Origin of the sequence: Paenibacillus sp. O199 (genome assembly GCF_001636635.1) — a bacterium.
Taxonomy (GTDB): domain Bacteria; phylum Bacillota; class Bacilli; order Paenibacillales; family Paenibacillaceae; genus Paenibacillus; species Paenibacillus marchantiae.
Genome location: NZ_LGRP01000002.1, coordinates 233,258 through 257,873, shown reverse-complemented (window position 1 = coordinate 257,873; position 24,616 = coordinate 233,258). Strand labels below are relative to the sequence as shown.

Genomic DNA, 24,616 nt, shown 5'->3' with positions numbered 1-24,616 from the left:
CTGAATTCAACTAAATTTTGATTGAACTCAGGCTCGCTCCCTGTACGAAAAAGCGTTCAATCCCTTTCTCAACAGATGGGTCTGGAATTAATGGTGGTGCCTGATGCGGCTTCACTCTGGCATCGATAATGATCTGGTCACAGCCCCAATGTTTATAGTTGTAACTGCTGTTCACACCGTACATATCATGGGACGGATTACTGCGGGTAAATGTCGCCCACAAGAAGTTGCTGAGATTCGCACTCAGGAAAGAACTATCGTCACATAATACAATCATTGGACAAGAAGACAGGTCTCCTTTTTCCTTCAGCATGTCCGTAAATGCCTTCATTTCTTGTTCTGTATCCGCATAACTATTGAATGGCGCACCCTGAATAGCTACAATTCCTGGCATCACCAGCTGCGGATTACTATAACCTCGGATATCCTTCAATGTCTCCGGTACTTCACGGCACAATTCCCGTTTCTTGTCCCCATAGGCTGCAAATACAACCTTACTGCCGCTGTTCAACCCGGTTCCCGAGTAATCCAGCGTATCGATCGTTGTGTTGGTATGGAAATGAATGTCCCGTTGCAGATCCATTCGTTCCAGGATATACGTCAGGAACTCCACTTCTCGGTGCGTATCCAGCGGTTGCTGATCTTCTGCTGTGATAAACAAATACTTCGCCAGACTGAGCTGGCCTGTACCCAGAATACGACTCGCAATCGTCAGCAGCTCTGTTGGCTGTTTTACCGTCTGATAGGGCGTATACCGCTCACTTCCGATCGCGAACAGAAGCGGATGCACTCCTGCTGCATCGACAGCATGGACTTCTTTCACACCGGGAACTTCCTGTTTAATGGCATCACCCGTAATTTCGTGAATCAGGTCCCCAAATGCAGTATCCTCTTGCGGAGGACGACCCACCACGGTAAATGGCCAGATCGCATTCGGCTTGGCGTACACTTTATGCACTCTCATTAGTGGGAACGGATGGGTCAGACTGTAATATCCAAGATGATCACCAAACGGTCCTTCAGGCTTCGTCTCGTCCGGGTAAATATCACCCGTGATGACAAAATCGGCGTCATTGCTGATGCAATACCCATCCTTATAGCTGTAACGGAAACGCCGGCCCGCAAGTAGCCCCGCGAAAGTCATCTCACTGAGTCCTTCAGGCAAAGGCATCACTGCAGAAAGTGTATGTGCCGGCGGACCCCCAATGAATATACTCACTTTCAGGGGTTCTCCCTTTTTGACTGCTTTGGCCTGATGAATACCAATTCCGCGATGGATCTGATAATGAAGTCCAATTTCCTTATTCAGTTCATAATCATTACCACTTAGCTGTACCCGATACATGCCCAGATTGGAGTTCATGATGCCTGGCTTGTCTGGGTCTTCCGAATAGACTTGAGGCAGCGTAACGAATGCTCCACCATCCATAGGCCAATGCTTGATCAACGGCAGATCCGAGATTTGAATCTCTTGCGCGGTTACAGGCAAACTGATGGACTTCTGCTTAGGTAGAGCCTGCCACGCGGCAAGACCGGTGCTGATATGCTGAAAAGGCGTCTTGAGTGCCTTCATTGGATCATCCCGGACAGCCATGACACGTTGTACACCTTCAAGCGTTCCACGGAACATGAATTTGCTTCGTTCCAGTGTACCGAACAGGTTCGAAACAGCCTGGAACTTGGAGCCTTTCACATTTTCGAAAAGCAGAGCTGGGCCTTTCGCCTCATGCACTTTCATATGTATCGCTGCCATCTCCAAATGAGGGTCCACTTCTTCCTTCACTCGAATCAAATGTCCATGCTGCTCCAGATCATTAATGCAATCTTCCATATTGCGATATTTCATTGGATGGCTCCATTCTGTATATAATAAATTGTTATGTTCATATATTCACATAGATGTGCAGGGGTAGCGGATAGAATAAAACGTTGAATCTAATTTACTCTCGTCACCATATAAATGGATTGATACTCACATCTCTTCTATCTTATCAAATCATCTGCCACTAAACAAAACAATATATCAGATCTTTCACGCAGTGCTCACCAAAAAGCAATATTTAAGCAACAGGGTCTTGTATTCTAAGGACCAAGATTGCTTCAATATTGCTAATTGAGCTTACTTAAGATGTAGTCGAAGGTCTGGGGATCGTAACCGTAAACTGCGTTCCTTCTCCAACCCTGCTCTCCACATCAATTGTACAATCATGCAATTTCAAAATTTTAATCACGATGGAAAGCCCTAATCCATTGCCTCTAAGTGCACTGCTCCGTGCTTTGTCCACCATATAAAATCGATCGAAAATATACGGAAGGGCCTCCTCGGGTATTCCTTGTCCTGAGTCTCTAATCGATACCTTCACGAATGACGTGGACATCTCGATTTCGATGTGAATGGACCCATCGGTACCCGTATATTTTATCGCATTGTTGATTAAATTCTGCCAGACCTGCTCAAACAAATCTTTATCGACCGTGATCTCGCAAGGCAATAAATCCAATTCAATTTTGATATTTTTGTGCGCCCACTGGGGCTCCGCTAATACGATCGCTCTTCTTAATTGTTCATCTAATTGGAACGTACTGAGATTAAACGGATGGTGCTCCGAGTCCAGCGAGGCTAACCGAAGTAAATTATCACTAAGCCTGGAAAGGCGTAATGTTTCCTCGTATATGATATCCAGATGCTCTTTCTGCTCTTCCAAAGGGATGACACCATCTTGCAGCGCTCTTGTGAATCCTCTAATCGATGTTAGTGGGGACTGCATTTCATGAGAGACATTACTGACAAAATCATCACGCACCGAGTCTATTTTTTGCAACTCACGGGCCATATGATTAAAGCTCTCCATCAGCTCACCAAACTCATCTGGATTATTATGTTTCAACCGGACAGACAGATCGCCTGAAGCCATTTTCTTAGCTGCAGCAGTTAGCCTTTTGATCGGTTTCACAATGTACCCAGACATGAACATGATTAATAAGCTTCCTATGACTAAGACAGTTAATAGCGATATAAATAATGTACGTTTCACATTATGAAAAATCGATGAAAAATTAATTTTGATCAGGAGCGCATCTTTTTCTTCATTCATCCTGGGAACACCAACAATCGCTGTCTCATCTTTATTGGATAGAATAAACGCTTCCGTAGTATTTTCATCGAATAATTCATTAACTTTATCAACTGGTAGTGAAGCAAGCACTTCACTTTGTTCATTCACGGAGTTTATGTCCAAGCCGTATCGTGCAAAGATATCCAAGCTTGTTTTCACTTTTTCCGGATCATCAATCAGATTTATCATCGTAGCTATGTCTTCGGCAATCGTAACCATAGAATGATTTGGTGTGTTTTCCTGAGACCGCATATTTAATATAAAGGAGAGAATTAAACTGACGATCACAATACCAAAAAAGGTAACTACGATTCGTAGACGCAGGCTTTTCCTCACGATTTTCATACACTCTCCAAACGATATCCAAGTCCTCTTATCGTCGAAATGATCAACTCAGGGATCGGTTCAAGCCGTTCTCGTAACCTTTTGATATGCACATCAACGGTACGCTCATCACCTTCATAATCGATTCCCCATATATCTTCTATAAGCTGTGTACGTGTGAATATTTGCCCTGGCAAACTCGCCAGAGCAAACAACAATTCACATTCCTTCTTTTTCAATTCAACCGTTTGAGCTCCCGCCTCCACTGTCAAATTGCTCAGATCAATCGTTGCACCGCCTATATGAATAACATTCGATGAAATCTTGTTGTATCTCTTCATTAAAGATTTCACACGCAAAATTAACTCCACAGGATCAAAAGGTTTTACTAAATAATCGTCTGACCCTGCATTGAATCCTCTGACTTTATCCTTGGATTCTCCTTTGGCAGTCACCATTAGAATGGGAATATCCAGATAAGATCGAATGTCTTCGGTCAGTTCAATACCATCTACTCTTGGCATCATCACATCTACAATCGCTAAATCAATTTTGGTATGAGACAAAATGTTCAGTGCTTCTTGGCCATCCGGCGCTTCCACGACGGAAAACTGATTTTTTTCGAGATAAATTCGGATTAATTTGCGGATATGGGAATCATCATCCACCACAAGAATCGTGTTCATGTATCCATTATCCTTTCCGCAATTTTCATTATTCACAACTTAAATTTATTCGTATCGTAAGGATTCCATCGGGTCCAGCTTGGCAGCCTTCGATGATGGCATCAAACCAGCGATGATACTAATCACTGTACTTACAACGATTCCGAACACAATGTAGTATCCCGATAAATTTATTAGCTTAGCTCCAAAAGCGTTGTCCAAGAGAATATTCAACACATAACTAATAATTATCGCAAATACTACCGCAATGATTCCACTGAATACCCCCAATAGAGCAGATTCAGAAAAGAAAATTCGCTTGATGTCCTTCTTTCTTGCTCCAATCGCACGAAGGATTCCGATTTCCTTCGTTCGTTCCACGACACTAATGTAAAGCACAACCAATATCATAATACCGGATACGATTAACGAAATGCCTGCAATACCAGACAGAACGATCGTGGCCATGTTCACGTATGTCGTGATATTTTCCATGATTTTTGCCGTCTGGGAGCCTGAGAAGCCCGCATCAACAGCTGCTGCATTAATATCATTGACATATTTCATATCGGTTGCATAAGCGTTAACCTGAATTGGCCCAATCGTTATTCCTTTGTCCGCATACATTTGCTCCAACGTCTGTGATGAAATGTAACCCGGTGATTGCTGCATTGGTGATCTTTGATCTGACGCTTCATAAATACCAGATATGGTTATTTCTTTCTCCAAAGTTACCGGTTTATTATTGCCATCCATCTCATTAATATATAGAAACACAGACTTGCCGATCATGGATTCAGCTTGGTCATTTCCACTTAATTTATTCGCCGTATCGAGGGGTAACAACATCTCATTTTCTACCGGAAGCTTACCCGTTGTTAGCGTTGCTGGATCAAAAGCATCCGTTAACGTGGTTAACTGCGTAAGTGCCACACTTTGCTTTGAATTAACCATAGTCGATTTGCCTGTAATGGTAGTGATGGTCTCTACATGATCCACATTAGGGAATTTGCGAATAGTCTCAATGTCGGCTGTTGTAAAAGGTTCGCCTGCTGCCATCAAGGCTTGCGGGCCTTGCATATCTTTGGCATCTGCACTGGGCTTCGTTATATCCACAAGCAAAGGGTCCATACTTGAATTGATTTCGTCGTTCATATATGTCGTTATTCCATTACCCAAGGAGAGCATCAGGAGTACGCTTAAAATCCCGATCGACCCACCCAATGCAACCAGTACATTACGCTTGCCGTTGAGTTTCATATTTTTGAGAGCCATTTTGAAAGAAGCCAGTAAGCCCAAGTTTCTGGAAGCACCACGACTGCCTTCATAAGTGGTCAAGGAACGATCTTTTAGATGGATATCATCCTTAATCCGTCCCTCCTCAACCTTCACAATACGCGTACCGGAATCAGCTACTTTCTGCGAGTGAGTTACCGCAATGACCAGCATCCCTTTTTGCGCAATACTGTCCAGCAGAGCCAAGATTTGATCCCCGTTTTCCTTATCCAAAGCACCTGTTGGTTCATCCGCCAAAATAATGTCTGGATTGTTCGATAGTGCACGAGCAATGGAAACCCTTTGCTTCTGTCCACCCGACAGCTGGTTAGGCCGTTTGTTCAGATGATTCTTCAGCCCGACCTCGGTCAAAATATCTATAGCGCGCTTATTGCGTTCCTTTTCACTTGTGTCCGTCATTTGCATGGCAATCGTAACGTTCTCCAGCACAGACAGATGCGGGATCAGATTGAAATTTTGAAACACAAAGCCGATATTATTCTTCCGATAATCATCCATTTCCTTTTCAGTCATAGCACTTAAGTTCTTTCCACGAACAAGGATCTCCCCTTCAAAATCGGAGTCCATTCCACCAATAATATTCATAAGGGTTGACTTTCCGCAACCCGATTCACCAAGGATCGAGACGAATTCTCCTGTCTCAAAGCTCAAATTCACATCATGGAGCACAGGAACCTTTTCCTTACCATACAGCGTGTATGATTTCTTCACATGTTTTACTTCTAATATAGTCATCTTGATCTCTTCCTCTCCAAGTCATACACCCTATCTATATTGGCCATTTCACATTCTAACAAATTTGTGTGAACTGATAATGAACTGGACAATTCGCGTCTGCCTGGCAAAAGAATTGTAGCTGTCAAAAATCAATATGTAAGGAAAAGCAAACGGAGCCCTACATTCATTAGGACTCCGTTTGCTTAGTTCCGCTTGGCACATTAAATCCCTTCCACAATACGCTTCGAACGAACCTCTACTTGACGGAAAAGTTCTTCCTCATCTATCGTTAGCAGCTGCCTGTCTCTCATCAACACACGACCATTCACAATGGTGGTATCTACATCGGCGCCATTCACGCTGTATGCTAGCAATGATTCCAGCTCATGAACCGGCTGCAAATGCGGTTTCTGCAGATCAATCAGAATCAGGTCGGCCTTGCGCCCAACTTCCAGCACACCTACTTCATCCTGAAGGTTCAACAGACCTGCACTTCCCCGTGTAGACATGTGTAGTACCTCTCTTGCCGACAACCGGGTAGGATCACCATAATCCAGCTTTTGCAGCCAGGTCGCAGCCTTGATCTCTTCAAACATATCGATGGTTGTCGCACTGCCTGCCCCGTCAGTTCCAAGACCCACATTAATTCCCTGTGCAATCATCTCGGTAATTGGGGCAATTCCGCAGCCAAGCTTCAGATTGCTGACCGGATTGTGCGCTACTCCACCACGCATGCCTTTCAGTCTGCCAATATCTCTGCGATTCAGGTGTACACCATGGGCAAGCAGTACGTGTGCTTTTTCGAACATACCTGCCTCTTCCAAATACTCCGTTGGCGTCATGCCATAGCGTTCACGAATCTTCACAACTTCCTCTTTCGTCTCAGCCAGATGAATGTGGATAGGCACATTCTCCTGTTCCGCCATCGCAATGACTTCCCGCAAAGGTTCTACTGGGCAAGTATAGGGAGAATGCGGGCCATACATCGTCGTAATTCGACCCTCAGCCTTACCCGACCAACGTTGTACCAAATCGACCGCTTCCTGTAATCTGCGCCCTCCGTCATCCTCCACGAATACCATTCCGCGTGTGAGCGATGCCCGAATGCCGGTTTCCGTCACCGCTTCTGCGATTTCATTCATGTGAATGTACATATCAGCGTAAGCTGTAGTTCCTGAACGGATCATCTCGGCGATGGATAATTGTGCTCCCCAGTATATATCTTCGGGTGTCATCCGGGCTTCTGCAGGCAGCATCTTACGGTCAAGCCAGTCCATCAGCTTCAGATCATCCGAGAATGCTCGTAACAGACTCATCGGTGTATGCTGGTGAGCATTGATCAGGCCCGGCATTGCCAGTTTATGTTGACCATCCATAATGTCATCACCCGGTTGAGCCTGAATGTGGGGAGCAATCTCTGCGATACGGTCGCCTACAATGCGAATATCCCCCTTAAAGGGGGAATCGGTGTCTTTCATCGTTAAGATTGTGGCTTGCTGGATTAATATACTCATTCGTTTCACAACTCCTCTAGGTTTGGATTGCCTTACTTCCAAATCCGAGGATAAGCCTTCACGTAACGGCAAGGTCAAGACTAAGTTAATTTTTGAGTCGTCATTGTTCTGAAACTTTGGATAAAAGGTTTGGGATCTATGTTGACCATATAAGGATAGACTCCGGTGCTGGTATGTAGATAGAAAAAACCACCTTCATTCCCCATTCTCCGAAAGGACATGTCGAACACTTCCGTAATATTAAACTCGCGGTATTTCGTTACAATCTTGTCCGAGTACAGGATCATGGACCGATCGCTATGCAGTACTTCCTGTGCGAGCCCCGTCACTTCTCTCTGTACTTTGTAATAAGGCAATACAGCAATGCAGTTCATGATCTGCCTCCGTTCTAGCATGATTATTTGTTCCATCATAGCAGATCGGAGAGCCTGAGCAAAAAAATGATCCAACAACATATATGATTTACGTAATCTTCGTTGTTACTTTCAATGGAAAACGAAGTGTTTCCTGAATATGCTGCAAGGAAAGGCATTGTTCAATGTGAAAAACACCATGCGGCAGTTCCGTGAGATACATTTTCTCCGCTACTGCTGCCGCAACTGCTGCTGTTGCATCTGCTTCACGCTCACCAACCAGCAGCTGCTCGACATGGACTTGTTTGCCCTTTTTCCATCCCACTGCATCTACCTTAACTGCAAACATCGGCTCCCCTCCGGGAATAACCCCAAAAGCCTTGACCGTACCATTACGAAGGGAGGGAATACGCAGTAGTGTGAACAGCCCCATACGTTTCGAAATTGCCATGGATCTAGTCATCCAACGGGAATCGAGACATAACCGAGTGGAAACCGTTGGAATATCAAGTGTACGAGCAACGACGTGTTGATCCGAAAAGTTAAACCGATATGCTTTCCTTCGGCCCAAGTCTGCGCCAAAATCAATCCATTTACCATCGTGAAAACTTTGCACTTCCGCTGGCTTACCTTTTTTCATGACCTGATAGGTAGCATTCATCTGATCCACAGTCCACTCCACCGCGGCTTTTCCGTGTTTTTCACCCAGCCCCAGCATGACAGTAATGTCCGCTTCGTCTACTTGCTCCATATGGGCACCTGCTTCACGCACAAGCAGATTGGTCACCCCAGGCGACAGTCCCACACTAAGCATGGCTGTTGCTTTGGAACGCTGCATTTTGGAATGCAGCTGTTCGACCTGACCCAGAAAGTCATAATTGGCTGAAATATCAATATAATCTGTCCCTGCTTTCGCACAAGCCTCGACAAATTGGGTATCCGCCTGGTCCACACACATGATCACCAACTTGACCGATTGAAGCACAACAGGGTCAATCGCTTTTCTTACATCCAATTGAAGCGGCTGGACTATACCACCCGTAGATCGGCTGAATTCCTCAGCCCGATTCATCCGCGTACCTGCCGCCCATACCTTGCCGGGAAACAATCGTCCCAGTTGCGTACATATCATTTGCCCCACCTGACCATATCCGCCAACAATCCAAATCTGATCTTTCACAGACTCTGTTTTAGTCTCGTTTCGCATAATACCCCTCCACCCAGAATGCTCCGAAATAACGTGTAATGTGCGAAAATCCGCATTCTTTCATCAGCCCAATCATTTGTTCAGATGAGATAGGATCCGATTCTCGTCCAAGGGAAGCTGCAAACCGCTCCCATTCTTCCTGCTGAATACCATTACTTAACATGTGATCCTGCCAGGCTTGCATCATGGTTGGATATACAGGCGAATGAAGATCGGCATTCACTGCTGCAATAATGAGTGGCGCCCCAGGCTTGAGTCTGGCCGCTAGATTGGACAGGAACCGTCTTTTGGACTCGATCCCCTGAATAAAATGCAGCATTAGCATACTTGTTGCCCCGTCGTAGACCTCACCTTCCGGTAACGCTTCAAGCGTCATGGATTTAAGTTGCACTCTGGCTTCGATCCCCGCCTCCCGGACTCTTCTCTCTGCTAACTGAAGCATCGGCTGGGAAGGATCTACTCCAGTAAACGTCCATCCCGCATGGCGAGAACCAAGCAGAGCTAATTCCTTACCTCCACCTGCTCCGACAATTAGTATCTCATCTTCGTTGTTATCCATGATAGAAGCGGCAAGCAGTCGCTCCATCAGATCATGCATATGAGAATAACCCGGAATTTTCAGGGCTATCGATTGTTCGTAACGGTTTTCATCCGCCGTATCCCAGCTCATAGATGGTTGATTGTGGTCCATCGATACTACACTCCTCATGGATTCAAGTTAGACTTGACTCTTCGTTCGTCTAATTTCATTATAGAATGATACGCAGAGCGTACAATCCCAGAACAATGGGATATCTGCATGTGGAGAGGAGAAAGCTTTATGACATCTCGCATGGAACCGAACCAGCGACTCATTACTTCTCTCGAAAAAGGAACCTGGACCTCTCGAACCTACCGGGAAGCTGTCCTGAAACAAATTCAGAACATCGTTCCCTATGACGCGTATTGCTTCACAACAGTTGATCCACAGACTCTTCTCTCAACAGGTGCCGTGACGGAAGATGGCATTGAAGCCATTCATGACCGGCTGTTCGTTAATGAATACATGGAAGAAGACATACATAAGTATGCTGATTTGATTCACAGCGGCGACTATACAGCGATCCTTCATGCATCGATAAGCGAAAACCCTATTGCAAGCGCTCGGTATCATAACATCCTTCAACCCGCAGGTTTCGGTGATGAACTTCGGGCTGTACTGGTGAGTGGCGGAGCCTGTTGGGGGTATCTAACCCTATATCGCAAGACGGAACAACCCGTATTCACGGAAGAGGAGCGACTAAGCATTCAGGCCTGGACACCTTCTATTGCATTGATGTTACGATCCACAAGTCTGACTCTTATGGACGAGATTAAGAGCGGAAGTCCCTCGGACCCTGGTATTATGATCACATCGGACGCTTTCGAGCTGTTATCCGTGAACGCTCCCGCTCAATATTGGCTATTACAATTACGTTTACTGGAGCAGGTGGGACCAGATGTATTGCCGCGCCCAGTCCGTGCAGTCAGTTCGCATTTACAGCGTCAGATTCGTACAGATTCCGACCTGATAGTTGCGCAAGAACCTATCCTTCATTCGCCTTCCAAAGTTTGCATTCAACTCCTGGATGGCCGTTACCTTGTGCTTCATGCCAGCCGCATGCAACAGTTTTCAGGTCCGGATCAGATTGCGATCAGGCTTGAACAGGCTATGCCGCAGGACTTACTGCCATTACTTGCAGAGAGTCATCGGTTGTCCATTCGAGAACGAGAACTATTGGGTTACGTGCTGCGCAGTTATTCTTCCAGAGAAATTGCGGAAGCGATGCATATATCAGCTTACACGGTACAGGATCATTTAAAATCCATTTTTGCCAAAACAGACGTATCCTCCCGCCGTGAGTTAATTTGGTATTTCGTATCCCGTTTCCAGTTGTCCGATGAACCAGCTATTTGAATGTTATAACTGGACATACAAAAAAAGATGCCTTGTCCCATGGGACAAGGCATCTTTGCGCTACATGATGGTGCAGAACATCCGTTATATCAACACATACGTTAAATTTATATGATTCTAGTGCACCAATCTCATGAGTGAAAACTTAGGACTTAGCGGGCTTCGCAGGTTTGATGTTTTTGTTCTTTACCTGCACAGCCACGGGCTCTTTCGGGTGTTCAACCGGATACAATTTGCGGAACAATAACGTCTGCAAGACCAGGAATGAACCGCCGATCGTCCAATACAGCGGCATCGCTGCAGGTGCCGACAGCGAGAAAAAGGCCATCATCAAAGGAGAGATGTATCCCATGATTGCGAATTGTTTTCGTTGTTCTGGCGCCATATTGGCTTGCGAAACCTTGGCTTGGATCAGATAAATAATAGCTACAACGACTGCAAGCACATAGTCAGGCGCTCCTAATTTGAACCACAGAAAGGAGTGAGATGACAACTCCGGCGTAAGCCGAATAGCCGTGTAGATACCTGACAGAATGGGCAACTGAATCAGCAGTGGCAAGCATCCGATATTCAGCGGATTGAACTTGTGCTTCTTATACAGCTCCATCGTTTCCTGCGAAAGCTTCTGCTTATCGGCTGGGTCGTTTTTGCCCTCATACTTTTTCTTGAGCGCATCCATCTCCGGCTTCATAGCATTCATGATCACTCGGGTACCTTGCTGAGATTTTGCTTGTCGCATCATCAATGGCAACAACGCAAGACGGATAACGAGGGTAATCACAATAATGGCTACCCCATAACTTCCATTAAATATCGTTGCGATGTGCTGAATGAGATACGACAGTGGAAATACAACATAATGGTTAAAGAACCCCGGTGTTGATGAATTAATCTCTGAGACGTTGTTACTGCATCCAGCCAGTAGCATCACTGCAAAAAGAATTGCAATCAGGCCATAGATCCGTCCCTTGCCAGATGTAAAAGTGAACCCCTTGCTTGTCTTATGTTCCATATATATCCTCCTCGTTGATTTGTAGAAAGTACATACAACGAGGAATGGCAATCTGGTTCATCTTCATCCGGGGATTCTCTTCGTCTGACGATTCGACTTAAAGCTTCAGGTCTGTGTTGTCCGTCCAAGGACAAGGTTGGCAATCCAGGTTCCAGACCACCTCCGGCGCCACCTTCCATCCAGTACTCTGTAATGCCGCAATGCAGATGGGCAATATAAGCGTAACTGACTGTGAAAATGAGTCCGAGTGAAAATATATACGGTATCAATTCCTGAAGTTCAAACAAGGGATTCACCCCCTTTATAGGTTAGTTTTTATAGTATAACACTTACATATGGATTTTGCATAAATTCATTGCTGGAAAACAGGTAGATGAATTCATTTCATTCTCAATTTGGACAATTCTAGCTTAGCTCTATGTCTTGCCATATTAAAAGAAGCCCAGGAACTGTCTGTTTCTTCCAGGTCAAAGTTAGCTTGATGCTCCAGCATTTCCCCTTTCAAATCCGGGTACTCCCTCTGGGCAAACTCTCGCAGTATCGGAACGGCATCTGCAGATAAACTCGTCAAGTAGGATGCATCAATAATGCCTGTCTGATGATATCGTGTAATATTAAGCTCTGCAATCCGATTATCCATGCCCACATAGTTGACTGCCACATAGGCTGCTAGGGACAATACAATATACCAGCGGATCAACGGTATGGAGGTATAACGGATTCGAAGAGCTGCAATAAGCAGCAGTAGCGCCAGAAAAATCATGAATGCATGTACGAGAAATCGAATGTAGGTATATCCATAAGCCTGTTCATACAGGTTGAGGCGTATAAACGCCGAGTACAGCATGATTGCGGAACAACCCACCAGGACAAAGAGCAGCACCTGATGCACAACAGAACCTATTTTGCCGCTTGAACGCGTGAACTGAAGGGCGATGATCAGAATGAAAAAATTAATGCCTGTTACCAGTATCAGCTCCACAAATCCACTTCTTGCATACTCTGCGTAGGACAATTCTGACGGAAGATGTCCCTCACCCGCCCCAAAAAGATAAGAAAATTGTACAAGCACAAACAGAACATACACACAGTTGATGACCAACAGCATCGTGCCCACAATGATGGGGTCCAATCTTAAAGGTTCACGATGAGCTTGAGTAGAAATTGCCTCAGGTGCGGGCTTATTTGCTGGCTGATCCTCTATGATTGAGTTCAAGGAAGGACTCTCCTGTATGGAATTCACGGAAACATCTTCTCGCTTTTCGATTTCTGAAGTAACCGTAATTGCTTTTCCATTTTTCCAATGTGCATTTTCTCTCTTATCTGCTTCATATTGCATCGGCTGCACGAAACCCCATACATAACTGAACAATAAAACGCCCGCGATGAGAATCCAGATCACTCTCGGAAATCCTGGTGTCAGTGTCATTTGATTTAACCATTCCGGAAAACCGGATAAATACTCATTAAAAATCCCATCTGCTGAGGTCAGCAGTGCTACAACCACGATGACGATGGGAACGGATGCTATAAGGCCAATGAATACTTTGAAAGCAGCCGTTTTCTGCGTTTTACCTAGCCTACGTCCTCCTGTTTTCACAACAATGCTTGCGACCGTTCCCCAATGACGGATGGATTGTGGCAGCAAATGGTCCATCGCGGTACCGATCAATCCAATGTCCCACCATTGTCTCTGTTTTCTGCCGACCAGATAAGTCATATGTAAGATAATAAGCCCCGGTACGATCAGGAAATTAAGGATACGCAGCGGTTCATTGTCGTATAACAGAAACGTTAGCGCCAGCATCAGCACCACCCCAGCCATAAAAGCATCAATCATGGTCAATCGCCGCATGCGGTCCCTGGCAAACAAGAACATAAAGCCATAAAAGAGGATAACAAAGATGGGATAAGAAACACCAATATCCTTGCCATAGAACAAATACTGATGAATGATAGCTAACATTAATGCGGATAGTAGCGTAATTAAAGCGCGGTTGGGTGAAGCCATTATTTTATCAATCATGGGAAAAACCTCCATTAAACTTTCTAGGTTTAATTCTAGATGATAAAATAAGAATATAAATAGAAATTAAAAACGATAAAACTTCTTATTTTATTATATTGCATCAGCTACAACCTCCAGGAGGAATCAAAACCTTGAAATTACATCAGCAATATTTGCTGCTTCATAGCCGGTTTGGTCAACTATTAGAACATGAAGTAACGCTCTCTGACCTTGCGGAACTGCTCGAGTGTACACACCGTAACACATTAACAATCGTCAAAAAAATGGTTGCCCAAGACTGGATTCGGTGGGTGTCCCAGCGCGGACGTGGACGGCGTTCTACGCTGACCCTACTTGTTCCGGCTGATCAAATTGCAGCAGAATACATGATGCAGGCCATGAATCGCCGCGAGTTGCAGCAAGCCGCCGAACAGGTTGGTGCTTTCTCTAGTTCTACGACAATGCAGGATCACCTAAACCAGTGGCTGCTTGGTTATTCTGGACACCATACGGAAGCTGGTAGCCATAATGAGCGAATTGATACGCTCAGGTTACCGATCCGCCAACAACTGCACGCCCTTGATCCCCTTTTTATCAATTTGCTGGCAGAATCTTTTGTCACTAGTCATGTGTTCGATGGGCTGGTTCAACGTAATGAACACGGAGAGATTATTCCCTGTCTGTCTCATACCTGGGATGTCAGTTCAGATCGGAAAACATGGTTTTTTTATTTGCGTAAAGGGATTACTTTTCACAATGGACACCTGCTGACAGCCGCGGATGTGGTGTATACATTTGAACGACTGCAATCCACAGAACGGCGGACATTATACCGCGATGTGAGCAAACAAATTCTATCGCTTGAAGCAACAGATCCCTTGACCGTTTGTTTCAAGCTCAAAGCCTCTCACGAATTGTTTTTGCCCTTTCTTTCTACGAGCCGTGCAGCGATTGTTTCACAAGCCACTTACGGGCAACATAAAGATGGAGACAAGGAAACAGATGTATCGAATACCATGCAAAAGCCTATAGGAACCGGGCCTTTCAAGGTTACAACCTGGGATGATCACTTGTGCAGACTTGAAGCTTTTCCGATGTATTTTCAAGGCAGAGCCCATCTGGACCGTGTAGATATTCTACAAATCCCGTGGAGTGATCCTGCACATTTGGATGAAAAACAAGATATCGAATCTCCTTTCTTCCACCTTGTTCATAATCCATCCTCGTCTGAGGGTAGAGACTGGACACAGATTAGTGCAGGCGTGATGGTACGCAAATTACTCACTTGTAATACACAAAAAACCGGACCCCTAAGCGATCCGGATGTAAGAGCACATGTTCAGGCGTGTATTACTAAATTGTATGGGAATGGCATGAATGAAAGTAATGAAGGTGATCCAGGAGATGCTGATAAAGTGTTGATGAATGCAGAAGAATTGACTTATTTGTCTCAGCACTCTACTTTTGATCTACCTATCCCCTTACACATCACAACCATTCCTCAGTATCGGATGGATGCTAGACGTTTGGCATCGTCATTGGAAATGTACGGCTTCACATGTACTGTCCGAATAGGCACGATGGAGCAATTCAAAGGGAACCTGAGACTGGAATCCGATCTGATTCTCTTCTCCCTGATTCGGGACCGGGACGAAGAATTACGCAGGTACGATCTCTATCTCACTTTATCCGAACATCTGGAGGAATCTTCCAAGAAGAGTGTTCAAGAGATGCTGCAAACTGTTGTTGCTTCGCAAATAGTAGCAGACAGAACTGCCGAACTGGATCGGATCGAACAATTTCTGGTGCAGCAGAGTTTATTATTCCATTTAACTGAAAAACATGTGGAGACTGCCTACCTGCCTTCCGTTCGTGGCCTCTCCTTTAACAGCCAGGGATGGGTAAACCTCAGACATATCTGGTTCCCATGAATGCTCGTTAAATGAGCATAACAATCCATTCGTTTCTAGATGCGGTAATGATGTTGCATGCTTATAAACTGGTCATTGGGTCGGCATCCACCTTGTGCCGTATTTTTTCATTTCTCTTCGAAATGGTATCCTTCCGACGGTACACACCGAGGAGTAAACCGAGCATGGCATAATCAAACATCAGATGATTACCGTATCCAATAAAAGGAAAAGAAATACTAAGAATCGGAGCCTTCCCAGTGGTCATCGCCAACGAATAGATGATTTGCAATGCAAAAACGGCGGTGATACTGACAATAATCATACGACCAAAATCATCCCGGATGCGAGGAAGCATCTTCATCATACTGATAACAAACCAGATGATCCCCACCAATAACAGGATCCCGGCTGACCAACCAAACACATCAATGAGCAGAACACCTGGGTAATTATAATAACTCGTTTTAAACTTGTCGAACGTTGTATCAATCCCATTCCCCCACCAGCCGGATGATTGAATAACTTCAATAATGGAATTGTTGCTATAGCCACTCCCGTAAGGGTCATCCTGAAGATTCAAAACGACAGAGAGCCTCTCCAGGCGTCCGTATTGATCTGCAAAAAACAATAGCAGTACAAAAATACTTCCTGTTATAACAGCACCTATGACTGTATAAAGCCATTTTTTCGTGAGCCAGCCAAATATAATAATGCTCATTATGCCAAACAGAAACAACCGAACCCAGTCCAACGTTTGAAACAATAGTACTGCGGGGAACATTATCATTGCAATGTAGGTCAAGATGGATTGCATATTACAATTGGAACGAAGCTTGTCCAACATAATGGCACCTATAGCAAGTGGCAAAATCCACACTGAAGCTGTGGTAAGGTCTATCGTTAATCCAAATAAGCCCCAGTACCTGCTATTACCATGAATATCCGTTGTTATCATTGGACTGATCCACAACATGACATTAAGTAGAATATAGATCCACCAGGCAGCTCTTTTCAACTTACGATAATCAAAGTAAATAAAGAACAACATCATCATTACACCTATAACGGTATACACCACATGCCCCAGATATAAGGACTGATACTTTTCATCTGCGACATTCGTCGTAAAAATCCATATCAGTAACAGGCTAGTTATAGACAAACCAATTAATCCAACTAACAGCCCCCAATGCATACGATGACGATGCAATCTGTGCATACTTTTGCCCACCACTGCGGGATCACCCATCTGATCAATGGCGTATGCAGCTGCCTCTTCCTGGCTCAGTCCCTCTTGCTCCTTGTCCAACATCATTTCTTCCATGTGGTTGCCAAGCTCATCACGCAGATCAGTATGTACTTCACGTGCCTTAACCTGACTACACAGTTGATCAAGATAATGTTTAATCTTCTCATGTCGATCCGTCATGTTAAGCCTCCTTCCCCAAGCACCCGATCCACGGCACCGCGGAATAAAAGCCACTCGGCTTTTTTATGCTGTAACGCCTCCACACCCTTGTCACAAATGGAATAATATTTACGTTTCCTACCTTCAACCTCCATCCAGTAAGACTCCACCCATCCCTCAAGCTCCATCGCGTGCAGAATGGGATATAACGTACCTTCCTTCAAATTAAACACACCTTCGGATTGACGATGGAGTTCCTTGATCAATTCATAACCGTAAAGCGGCTGTTCCTTCAGTAGCGTAAGAATCAATGTCTCCGTGCTGCCTTTAATCATTTGTTTGTTTACCTGCAAAGCTGTCACTCCCTTTGGTTCATGCTTCCACGTCCAATAACTACATACACTTTTACCACACTTCTTAAAACTTCAACATGTACCTAATAAATCCACTTGGCTACATACATCGGAAATCTATGCATAGTAAAACTAGGTATAATATTACCTGATCCTTCCTTTTCTGTCTAGCTATCAATTGAAGACGTTTGTGATAAAATAAATAAGTCATTTCACACCTGAGGTGTCATCACGAATCTCTTATTCTTACTTAGACATTACATATTCTTTCTATCGATTATGAGGAGGCAATTCAAACCATGAGCAAACTGATTTTCTTTCTTGGCGGGGCCGGGAGCGGCAAAACAACCCTTGCCAAAGCCCTCTCGCGTAAACATAAAGCTGCTTTTTTGGATATGGATATCCTGCTGCGTCCAGCTGCTGAAGCAATAATGACCCTACAAGGACTCGATCCATCCGATCGGGATTCACCGGAATACAAACGGCTGTGCCGTGATTTGGGATATCGTATTACGATGGATGCTGCACTGGACAACGTGCAATTGGGTATCGATACGATTGTTGTAGGACCCTTTACCAAAGAAATCGGAACTCCAGACTGGATCGAGCAGGAACTCGCACAGATTGGACGTTCCCTGGATGACACAGATGTACGTGTGGCCTATATTTATCTTGCAAATGAAGCGTTGTATCGAGAGCGGATTACAGCCAGAAAATCCCCGCTGGATGAGTGGAAGCTGGAGAACTGGGATGCCTTCACAGCTTCACTTGCCCATAAACAAGTAGCCTGGCCCTTGCCCGCCTCAGCCGTGGCTTACATTGATAATTCAAATGAGAGCCCTGATATCGCTTTTACTGAAGTCGAACAACGAATGTACGAATAAAATGTGTAATGGAATGGAACGACCTTCATTTTCTCCATTCAATTTCATGCTACCTATAGGCTCAGAAATATATAATCCACACCGAAAGGGGTATTTGTCATGGTGACCCGCGCAGGTCGAACGTGACAAATACCCCTTTTACAATGATCTATGACCAAACATTCGAACCTACATCGTTACAAAAACTGCTTCATAATATACTCCTGCTCCAGAGGTGTAATCACAGTGCGCTCCACGGGTGGGCCTTCTGTCAGATACTCTGCCACTTCAGCCACACGATTGGATTCCAATTCCGCTGTAAATACGAGATTGGCCATCCCTAATGTCTCAACCAATGTTCCCCGCGCTTTAGCGTGAAGCATGAATAAGGTATATAAATCTGGTCGTTTCATCTCCGTCATTGCCCGGGTGATCAAAGCCAACTCGGCTATGTTGTCTCCCATCGGATGATACACTTTAGGCTGTCTCTTTAAACCAAGATCGCACCACAAAATGCGCCGCTCCTGTATATCAATAATGGCCGGAATACAAATATGGGAATCTGCCGTCAGATCAATTCGCTCCTGCACCGTTGAGGGTTCGAACATCTCATCCGACTGTGGGGCCTGACGCATCATCCAGCCAGCATAACACTCCGATAAATCCTTGATAGCATTATCCCTGAATGCGTTAACCATGATTACAATATAACGTGCCCCTAACCTAGAAACGGACGGCAAATGCAGATCCATATACTTCGCCGCTCCATCCGGTGCAGTCACCATAAACCCACTATTTGCAGCTATATATTCATTCGATTTCAGAGGGGTCCGGGATGTTTGGTCCATATAACGCCAATCCTCATCATACAGTACACCCGACAGATCGGTATCCACACGTTCGATTCGCTCATCACCGCTCAGGCCTTCTCTCCACCACAGAAAAAAACGAACGGTATCTCCTGTGGGTAACGATATCCATGACGCACGCGATAGAGCTCGAAGAGATTCGCTTGACCGGCGTTTTCCCCATGGAACTGAAAACTCTTGAAGTCTTTCATCAATATAGACATTACCGAGTGGTGGAAGCACGGCAAACCGTTTCAACAGTGTATGCTCTACCGCCGATATCACCGCATGAACATCCTCAACGTTGAGGGACGGTAGCGGTTGAGTGGAGACATACAGATTTGCCGTGTTGCCTTTGCGGAAAAAGCTCCTCCTGACCTGAAACTCCGTGCGTGTGCTGAAATGGGCCAACACTCCAAGCAGCGCCCTTGTCGAAACCTTCTCTTCCACAGTTTCCATTTTGCCGATCACTTGCTGCACCGGAACACCGGAACGTATCATTCGGTCCAGCTGACCGACCATCTCTCCCGGACGTTCCGCAAGCGTCTCCAGAATAAGCTGGTTATCTTTCTGTTCAAATGCCCGCTCCACTCGGCCATGAAAGGTAAGCGGTCGTTCCCCACGTCGCAACTGGTCCAGCGCCACTATTGCCCCTGGATAACGGTGACGATATTCACCTGGATGCAGTCGCTCGGCCAATCTCTGCCAGCGCCCTTTATATCGAAACAAATCTTCCAGCGGGTTCGAAGCACCCTCCAATAAAGCAAGTATTACCCGACGTTCAGATCGAGTAAATGAACGGAAGCGGGTGTTCTCCTTCAGACTGACATCTCCATCGGAACACGCTACCGCCAGCCGCAATATATCTGTTGCCGTGCGCAAATGTCGCTGGAGTTGCTTCACCGAAGCACGCCCCGCCTTTAATAAAGCCGCGCAATAAACGGCTGCATTTTCCCTCACAGGTATTTGCCCTGCCTCTGGTTCAAATGTGGCCCAGCCTTCGTACTTTGTTGCAAACCAGGTCAACTGCTCTCTTGCAACTGGCATTAACGAAGATTTTGCTGTAAGCAGGTCCATTCCTACTTGGTAAAAATCTGCTTCACTGCCGAGATGAATCACACGCAGTCGCAGCTTGTTCAGCAGTAATATGCGCTGCTCCTGTTCTTGCTCCTTTTCAAGAAGCTGCTGTCTCCAGGAATGCATCAAAGCATTTAAATAAAATTTACTTTCCTGAATATTCATTTTCCGCTTAGGAAATTTCGGATACACGAGGGTTTCCTTTAAATTGATTCCTTTCATCTTTCGAAGCTCTTCTATCAATTGCTCAAACCAGAAAACGAATCTGTCACGTTCCCAGGTATTCAGCACATCTATCAGTTTCGTCGAAAACGTATATCCCAGCGATTCCAAATTTCTCAGTGCAGTCGCCAATATACGCACAGGCAGCTTGCCCTTGCGCTCTGCAATGATCACTTTCAAATTCCTGCTGAAATAGATTGAGAATAAGTCCATCACTTGTACTCTCCCACATGACGATAATATATTCAGCATTGGTATACTTGGCCTAGCTCGTGGCGGTTCTTCATATGTATAACACAGTCCAAAAAACTAAAAAAATCAGGGAAGCGGCACCCCTAATACCATTGTAAGAGTTCAGAAGGAAGGGATACCATAGCCTGATTAATGCATATTATATCTTATAATTACAGATTAGAAAATATCACATCGGAAAGAGAGCGGCAGAATACCACTTAACCCAAAAGGTAAGATTATTCTGACCGCTCTCTTTATGTTTATTTTCACCGCTGTTCTCTTGCCAGATTATCCGTGCTGCCGTGCCGCTTGACGTCCGGCGATACGAGCTGTAATTAACTGGTGACTCTCATCAATCTCTTCCGGTGTGCAGGCTGCTTTCAACTCATATACTTTGACCGGAGAACGATCAATGATGTCCAGAAATGAATCAAAAAATGCCATGTCCTTACTATGGATATAAGGACACCAATGATCCGACAAGCCTACCGTCTCATGAATATGTACCCCGACGACATGGTCGATCAATTCATTTGCTTCACGTACATTGTCATAGAGCCCCATTCGATCCATCATCATACCGTGACCAATATCGTACCACAATCCGAGTGGTGCCCCTTTCATGCTGCGGATAAGTGCGCCCGCCTCCTGCAGCGTCGGCATTTGGTAACAGCGAGATCGGGTTTCAATGCCAAAATTCACCCCATACCCGCGCTGTTCCGACAACTCGCACACTTCTTCCAGACTCTCCTGAATTCGCTTCAGGTAATGTGCACTCCCCGCCTCGCGCTTCTCAATCATCTCTTGCCATAACGATTGATAGTCCGTGGAGTCCGGCCCTTGATCGTGATATATCTTTTTCAATGCTTCATCAATATTATATTCAAACGGCACCTCGCCTGGATGCACGACAACTGCCTTCGCACCATACCGATGTGCATATTCAGCTGAACCGAGCAGCAGTTCAATGGCCCGCTTACGACGAGGCTCATCGTCGAAACCGAGCAGAACCGAATCGGTTCCATAATCGGGATCAGCTACATGCGGAAACGTATTGTGCACACTGGATATGCCGATTTCTCCCCGTTCAATCATCGGTTCAATCGTTTGCAGCAATTCGTCCGTCACGTTATAATTCAGCTCCACTTGTCTGAACCCTAGGGATTTGATCTCCTCGATCATGCCCTCACCCGTAGTATGACGTTTGATGTTCCAGCAAGTTGAAAATGAATATTCCTTTTTGTCGGTAAACATAGCTTTGTCCTCCTATATGCGATGTTCAACCCGTTCAATGTCTAATGAATCTTCTCTATTTTTAAATCAGCCTAGCTGATGTTTAATTCAAATCTCATTTTGACCTTTTATTCCAATGCCTCATGCTGAAGATTCAACATCGTCTGTTGCAAGGCTACCTGCACTGCTCCAGTCACTACAGCCCGCTCGCCCAGCTCTGAACAGATCAGTTCAGGCTTCGCCGGGAATTGATCAGATACGATCTGTCTGAGAAACGGCAATAACACATCCCCATTTCCCCCGATACCTCCGCCAAGTACAATGAGATGGGGAGCAAGCACGACACAGATATTCCGCAGAGCCGAAGCAATCATTTGGCTGTATTGTTTCAGAATCTTCACAGCCTGCGATTCTCCACCTCGGGTAGCTTCAAACAGTTTCTCAGGAGTCAGGTGTTCACGAAGGTATTCTATACCAGAATCAGGACCCTCAAGAAGACTGGCATCCAACTGACGCTTGGTCAGTTCCATCAGACCTTCCGCTGACAAAACATCCTCCAATCGACGCCCCTCTTCCAACAACATCTCCGCGAGCTCGCCTGTCAAACCGCCCATGCCTCGTAGCAATTGCCCGTTCACCATGATGCCTGCACCCGTTCCAGTACCGATGGAGAAAAACACAAATAGATTGGAATCCGCTGCTGCTCCACCCCTGTACTCCCCCAGTGCAGCCAGGTTCACATCGTTCTCCAGGATCACTTCACACGGGAAGGCTCCCGACAATGATTCAAGCGAGAGCAACTTTTCCAATCCCTCTAACGGGGCAACGATTCGATCAATATCACCAGAGTCCGGCAGTACAACACCTGGAATGCCAAAACCAATACATTGGATTTGATCCCAATTCAATTGATTTTCCGTCAGTAATTCATCCATATGGCTTCGAAGCACATCAAGGATTGCCGTCCCTGCTCGATCACCGCTTTGGACCGATAATGTTGGATACGTTCTGTAATCCACAATCTCACCATTCAGATCAGAGAGTGCGATCCGAATTCGGGTTGCCCCAATATCAATACCACAGACATAGTAAGCTGTTTCATTGAATCGAATGAGTGTTGCTTTGCGACCCTGGGCATTGTCGGCTCTACCGGTTTCCAGCACCAGATTTCGTTCAATCAGATGTTCAATCGCCGACGACACCGTAGGTTTGCTGAGTCCGGTCTGACGACTGATATCTGCCCTGGACATCGCACCAGTTGCGATCAGCGCATCCATAATCAAATTCTCGTTCAGATTGCGGATATACTGCGGTGTGCCAGCCATTTTATCGCCTCCTTTTGTAGTTAGTTAAGTTTCTTAACGAATTAAATTTAATATATCATCGGCTTTAAAACGTGTACAGCTTTTTGTCTGTATCGGATGATATGATTTCAAAATCAAGGCCTGATCTCATCGTAATCATTCAATTTCGACTTTACATTATGTAAATCAAAAAAGCCGCAGTGATAAACACCGCAGCTCCTTACTTCCTTATATATACGTTTCATTACGATTTGGACAATTCAATGAATCCTTCACCAAATACGTCACGCACATCATGGATCGTTATGAAAGCAATTTCGTCCTCCGCTCGCACAATCTTCTTCAGCATTGGAACTTCTTGTTTACTAATGACAATATATAAGATCTCTTTCGGGTTTTTCGTATAGTAGCCATGACCAGACAAGACGGTAACTCCCCGATCCATCTTCTCAATGACCTGTTGAGCAATGGCATCCTGTTTGGTAGATATAATCGTAACTGCTTTTTTCGGATTGAGCCCTTCAATAATAAACTCCATCGTTTTGGTTCCGACGAACAACATGACAATCGTACACATCAAACCTTGCGGCCCTATAATGAAGAAAGACGAGAACGCCACGATCAGATCGAAGAATAACAGTCCATAACTGATGTTCCAATCCAGATATTTATTGGCAAGCCGGGCCAGAATAACGGTGCCCGCCGTTGTGCCGCCTACTCTAACAATCATGCCGATACCCAGACCGGCAAATAATCCACCAAAAATAGTATTGATCCAGAGCTCGTCTGATGCGATCGTCCAGCTCTCGGTTAGGTGCAGGAACAGCGAGTTAAATACCACCGCAATAATGGTATACACCGTTGTCGTTCTGTCCAGAAATTTGTACCCCACAAGTAGCAAAATACCATTCAGGAGCAAGTTCATCAGTCCAGGAGACCATTCAAAGAGGTAATACAAAATAATTGTAATCCCTGTAACGCCGCCTTCAGCCAGATCATTCGGGATGACGAAC

At 45.2% G+C, this 24,616-nt stretch carries 20 protein-coding genes; 3 read left to right on the top strand and 17 right to left on the bottom strand.

The features are described from left to right. Positions 1-10 precede the first annotated feature (10 nt). The 8 genes from A6049_RS04395 to A6049_RS04360 all read right to left on the bottom strand — a co-directional run bounded on the left by A6049_RS04395 (position 11) and on the right by A6049_RS04360 (position 9,883). Positions 11-1,846, bottom strand: coding sequence for a UbiD family decarboxylase (locus A6049_RS04395; protein ID WP_063563440.1), 1,836 nt, complete (start codon positions 1,844-1,846; stop codon positions 11-13). Positions 1,847-2,123: 277 nt separating this feature from the next. Then, positions 2,124-3,461 (bottom strand): sensor histidine kinase, encoded by a 1,338-nt coding sequence (locus A6049_RS04390; RefSeq protein WP_095205963.1) that lies wholly within the window; start codon positions 3,459-3,461, stop codon positions 2,124-2,126. Beyond that, positions 3,458-4,126 carry a response regulator transcription factor gene (locus A6049_RS04385; RefSeq protein WP_063563439.1) on the bottom strand — a complete coding sequence of 223 codons (669 nt, stop codon included), beginning with the start codon at positions 4,124-4,126 and terminating at the stop codon, positions 3,458-3,460. Before A6049_RS04385 ends, A6049_RS04390 begins: the two co-directional genes overlap by 4 nt. Positions 4,127-4,171: 45 nt before the next feature. Beyond that, entirely contained in the window at positions 4,172-6,136 is a 1,965-nt protein-coding gene (locus A6049_RS04380; protein ID WP_063563438.1) for an ABC transporter ATP-binding protein/permease, read from the bottom strand. A gap of 203 nt (positions 6,137-6,339) precedes the next feature. Next, a complete protein-coding gene (locus A6049_RS04375) occupies positions 6,340-7,632 on the bottom strand; it encodes an amidohydrolase (protein WP_063563437.1) in 1,293 nt (430 codons plus the stop codon). Between the two features lie 80 nt (positions 7,633-7,712). Beyond that, positions 7,713-8,006, bottom strand: coding sequence for a hypothetical protein (locus A6049_RS04370; RefSeq protein WP_063563436.1), 294 nt, complete (start codon positions 8,004-8,006; stop codon positions 7,713-7,715). A gap of 88 nt (positions 8,007-8,094) precedes the next feature. Beyond that, positions 8,095-9,192, bottom strand: coding sequence for a saccharopine dehydrogenase family protein (locus A6049_RS04365; protein ID WP_063563435.1), 1,098 nt, complete (start codon positions 9,190-9,192; stop codon positions 8,095-8,097). Beyond that, positions 9,176-9,883, bottom strand: a complete 708-nt coding sequence (locus tag A6049_RS04360) for a class I SAM-dependent methyltransferase (protein ID WP_095205962.1) — start codon at positions 9,881-9,883, stop codon at positions 9,176-9,178. The genes A6049_RS04365 and A6049_RS04360 overlap by 17 nt, the downstream gene beginning before the upstream one ends. A 129-nt stretch (positions 9,884-10,012) precedes the next feature. Between A6049_RS04360 and A6049_RS04355 the strand changes: the two genes are divergently transcribed. Further along, positions 10,013-11,128, top strand: a complete 1,116-nt coding sequence (locus A6049_RS04355) for a helix-turn-helix transcriptional regulator (protein ID WP_063563433.1) — start codon at positions 10,013-10,015, stop codon at positions 11,126-11,128. 145 nt (positions 11,129-11,273) lie between these two features. On the opposite strand, the gene yidC is transcribed toward A6049_RS04355, so the two are convergent. The 3 genes from yidC to A6049_RS04345 all read right to left on the bottom strand — a co-directional run bounded on the left by yidC (position 11,274) and on the right by A6049_RS04345 (position 14,166). Then, complete coding sequence (gene yidC, locus A6049_RS04350) at positions 11,274-12,140, bottom strand: membrane protein insertase YidC (protein ID WP_063563432.1); 867 nt, start codon at positions 12,138-12,140, stop codon at positions 11,274-11,276. After that, on the bottom strand, positions 12,077-12,427 hold the full coding sequence (locus tag A6049_RS32460) for a hypothetical protein (protein WP_177031107.1): 351 nt from the start codon (positions 12,425-12,427) through the stop codon (positions 12,077-12,079). The genes yidC and A6049_RS32460 overlap by 64 nt, the downstream gene beginning before the upstream one ends. 92 nt (positions 12,428-12,519) lie before the next feature. Beyond that, complete coding sequence (locus tag A6049_RS04345; protein ID WP_063563431.1) at positions 12,520-14,166, bottom strand: DUF4153 domain-containing protein; 1,647 nt, start codon at positions 14,164-14,166, stop codon at positions 12,520-12,522. A 134-nt stretch (positions 14,167-14,300) separates the two neighbouring features. Between A6049_RS04345 and A6049_RS04340 the strand changes: the two genes are divergently transcribed. Then, a complete protein-coding gene (locus A6049_RS04340) occupies positions 14,301-16,079 on the top strand; it encodes an ABC transporter substrate-binding protein (protein WP_063563430.1) in 1,779 nt (592 codons plus the stop codon). Positions 16,080-16,140: 61 nt separating this feature from the next. On the opposite strand, the gene A6049_RS04335 is transcribed toward A6049_RS04340, so the two are convergent. Both A6049_RS04335 and A6049_RS04330 read right to left on the bottom strand, forming a co-directional pair. Next, positions 16,141-17,490, bottom strand: coding sequence for an FtsW/RodA/SpoVE family cell cycle protein (locus A6049_RS04335; RefSeq protein WP_063563429.1), 1,350 nt, complete (start codon positions 17,488-17,490; stop codon positions 16,141-16,143). Beyond that, positions 17,487-17,822, bottom strand: coding sequence for a PadR family transcriptional regulator (locus A6049_RS04330; RefSeq protein ID WP_024631897.1), 336 nt, complete (start codon positions 17,820-17,822; stop codon positions 17,487-17,489). The genes A6049_RS04335 and A6049_RS04330 overlap by 4 nt, the downstream gene beginning before the upstream one ends. A 299-nt stretch (positions 17,823-18,121) precedes the next feature. Here A6049_RS04330 and A6049_RS04325 point away from each other — a divergent pair, with 299 nt between their 5' ends. Continuing rightward, positions 18,122-18,706 carry a P-loop nucleotide/nucleoside kinase family protein gene (locus A6049_RS04325; protein ID WP_063563428.1) on the top strand — a complete coding sequence of 195 codons (585 nt, stop codon included), beginning with the start codon at positions 18,122-18,124 and terminating at the stop codon, positions 18,704-18,706. A gap of 176 nt (positions 18,707-18,882) precedes the next feature. Here A6049_RS04325 and A6049_RS04320 read toward each other — a convergent pair whose 3' ends face one another. From A6049_RS04320 to A6049_RS04305, 4 genes are all read right to left on the bottom strand, one after another. Then, positions 18,883-21,045 (bottom strand): hypothetical protein, encoded by a 2,163-nt coding sequence (locus A6049_RS04320; RefSeq protein WP_063563427.1) that lies wholly within the window; start codon positions 21,043-21,045, stop codon positions 18,883-18,885. 309 nt (positions 21,046-21,354) lie between these two features. Beyond that, positions 21,355-22,320: a sugar phosphate isomerase/epimerase family protein gene (locus A6049_RS04315; protein WP_063563426.1), complete on the bottom strand. Its 966-nt coding sequence runs from the start codon at positions 22,318-22,320 to the stop codon at positions 21,355-21,357. Positions 22,321-22,427: 107 nt separating this feature from the next. Continuing rightward, positions 22,428-23,624 (bottom strand): ROK family transcriptional regulator, encoded by a 1,197-nt coding sequence (locus A6049_RS04310; protein ID WP_063563425.1) that lies wholly within the window; start codon positions 23,622-23,624, stop codon positions 22,428-22,430. A 223-nt stretch (positions 23,625-23,847) separates the two neighbouring features. Next, on the bottom strand, positions 23,848-24,616 hold a 769-nt coding region (locus A6049_RS04305; protein WP_063563620.1), incomplete at its 5' end, for a YitT family protein.

What these genes read in the sequence shown, in the direction of transcription:
- A6049_RS04395 (WP_063563440.1), bottom strand. Translation starts at nt 1,846, where the DNA reads ATGAAATATCGCAATATGGAAGATTGCATTAATGATCTGGAGCAGCAT.
- A6049_RS04390 (WP_095205963.1), bottom strand. Translation starts at nt 3,461, where the DNA reads ATGAAAATCGTGAGGAAAAGCCTGCGTCTACGAATCGTAGTTACCTTT.
- A6049_RS04385 (WP_063563439.1), bottom strand. Translation starts at nt 4,126, where the DNA reads ATGAACACGATTCTTGTGGTGGATGATGATTCCCATATCCGCAAATTA.
- A6049_RS04380 (WP_063563438.1), bottom strand. Translation starts at nt 6,136, where the DNA reads ATGACTATATTAGAAGTAAAACATGTGAAGAAATCATACACGCTGTAT.
- A6049_RS04375 (WP_063563437.1), bottom strand. Translation starts at nt 7,632, where the DNA reads ATGAGTATATTAATCCAGCAAGCCACAATCTTAACGATGAAAGACACC.
- A6049_RS04370 (WP_063563436.1), bottom strand. Translation starts at nt 8,006, where the DNA reads ATGAACTGCATTGCTGTATTGCCTTATTACAAAGTACAGAGAGAAGTG.
- A6049_RS04365 (WP_063563435.1), bottom strand. Translation starts at nt 9,192, where the DNA reads ATGCGAAACGAGACTAAAACAGAGTCTGTGAAAGATCAGATTTGGATT.
- A6049_RS04360 (WP_095205962.1), bottom strand. Translation starts at nt 9,883, where the DNA reads ATGGACCACAATCAACCATCTATGAGCTGGGATACGGCGGATGAAAAC.
- A6049_RS04355 (WP_063563433.1), top strand. Translation starts at nt 10,013, where the DNA reads ATGACATCTCGCATGGAACCGAACCAGCGACTCATTACTTCTCTCGAA.
- yidC (WP_063563432.1), bottom strand. Translation starts at nt 12,140, where the DNA reads ATGGAACATAAGACAAGCAAGGGGTTCACTTTTACATCTGGCAAGGGA.
- A6049_RS04345 (WP_063563431.1), bottom strand. Translation starts at nt 14,166, where the DNA reads ATGATTGATAAAATAATGGCTTCACCCAACCGCGCTTTAATTACGCTA.
- A6049_RS04335 (WP_063563429.1), bottom strand. Translation starts at nt 17,490, where the DNA reads ATGACGGATCGACATGAGAAGATTAAACATTATCTTGATCAACTGTGT.
- A6049_RS04325 (WP_063563428.1), top strand. Translation starts at nt 18,122, where the DNA reads ATGAGCAAACTGATTTTCTTTCTTGGCGGGGCCGGGAGCGGCAAAACA.
- A6049_RS04320 (WP_063563427.1), bottom strand. Translation starts at nt 21,045, where the DNA reads ATGGACTTATTCTCAATCTATTTCAGCAGGAATTTGAAAGTGATCATT.
- A6049_RS04315 (WP_063563426.1), bottom strand. Translation starts at nt 22,320, where the DNA reads ATGTTTACCGACAAAAAGGAATATTCATTTTCAACTTGCTGGAACATC.
- A6049_RS04310 (WP_063563425.1), bottom strand. Translation starts at nt 23,624, where the DNA reads ATGGCTGGCACACCGCAGTATATCCGCAATCTGAACGAGAATTTGATT.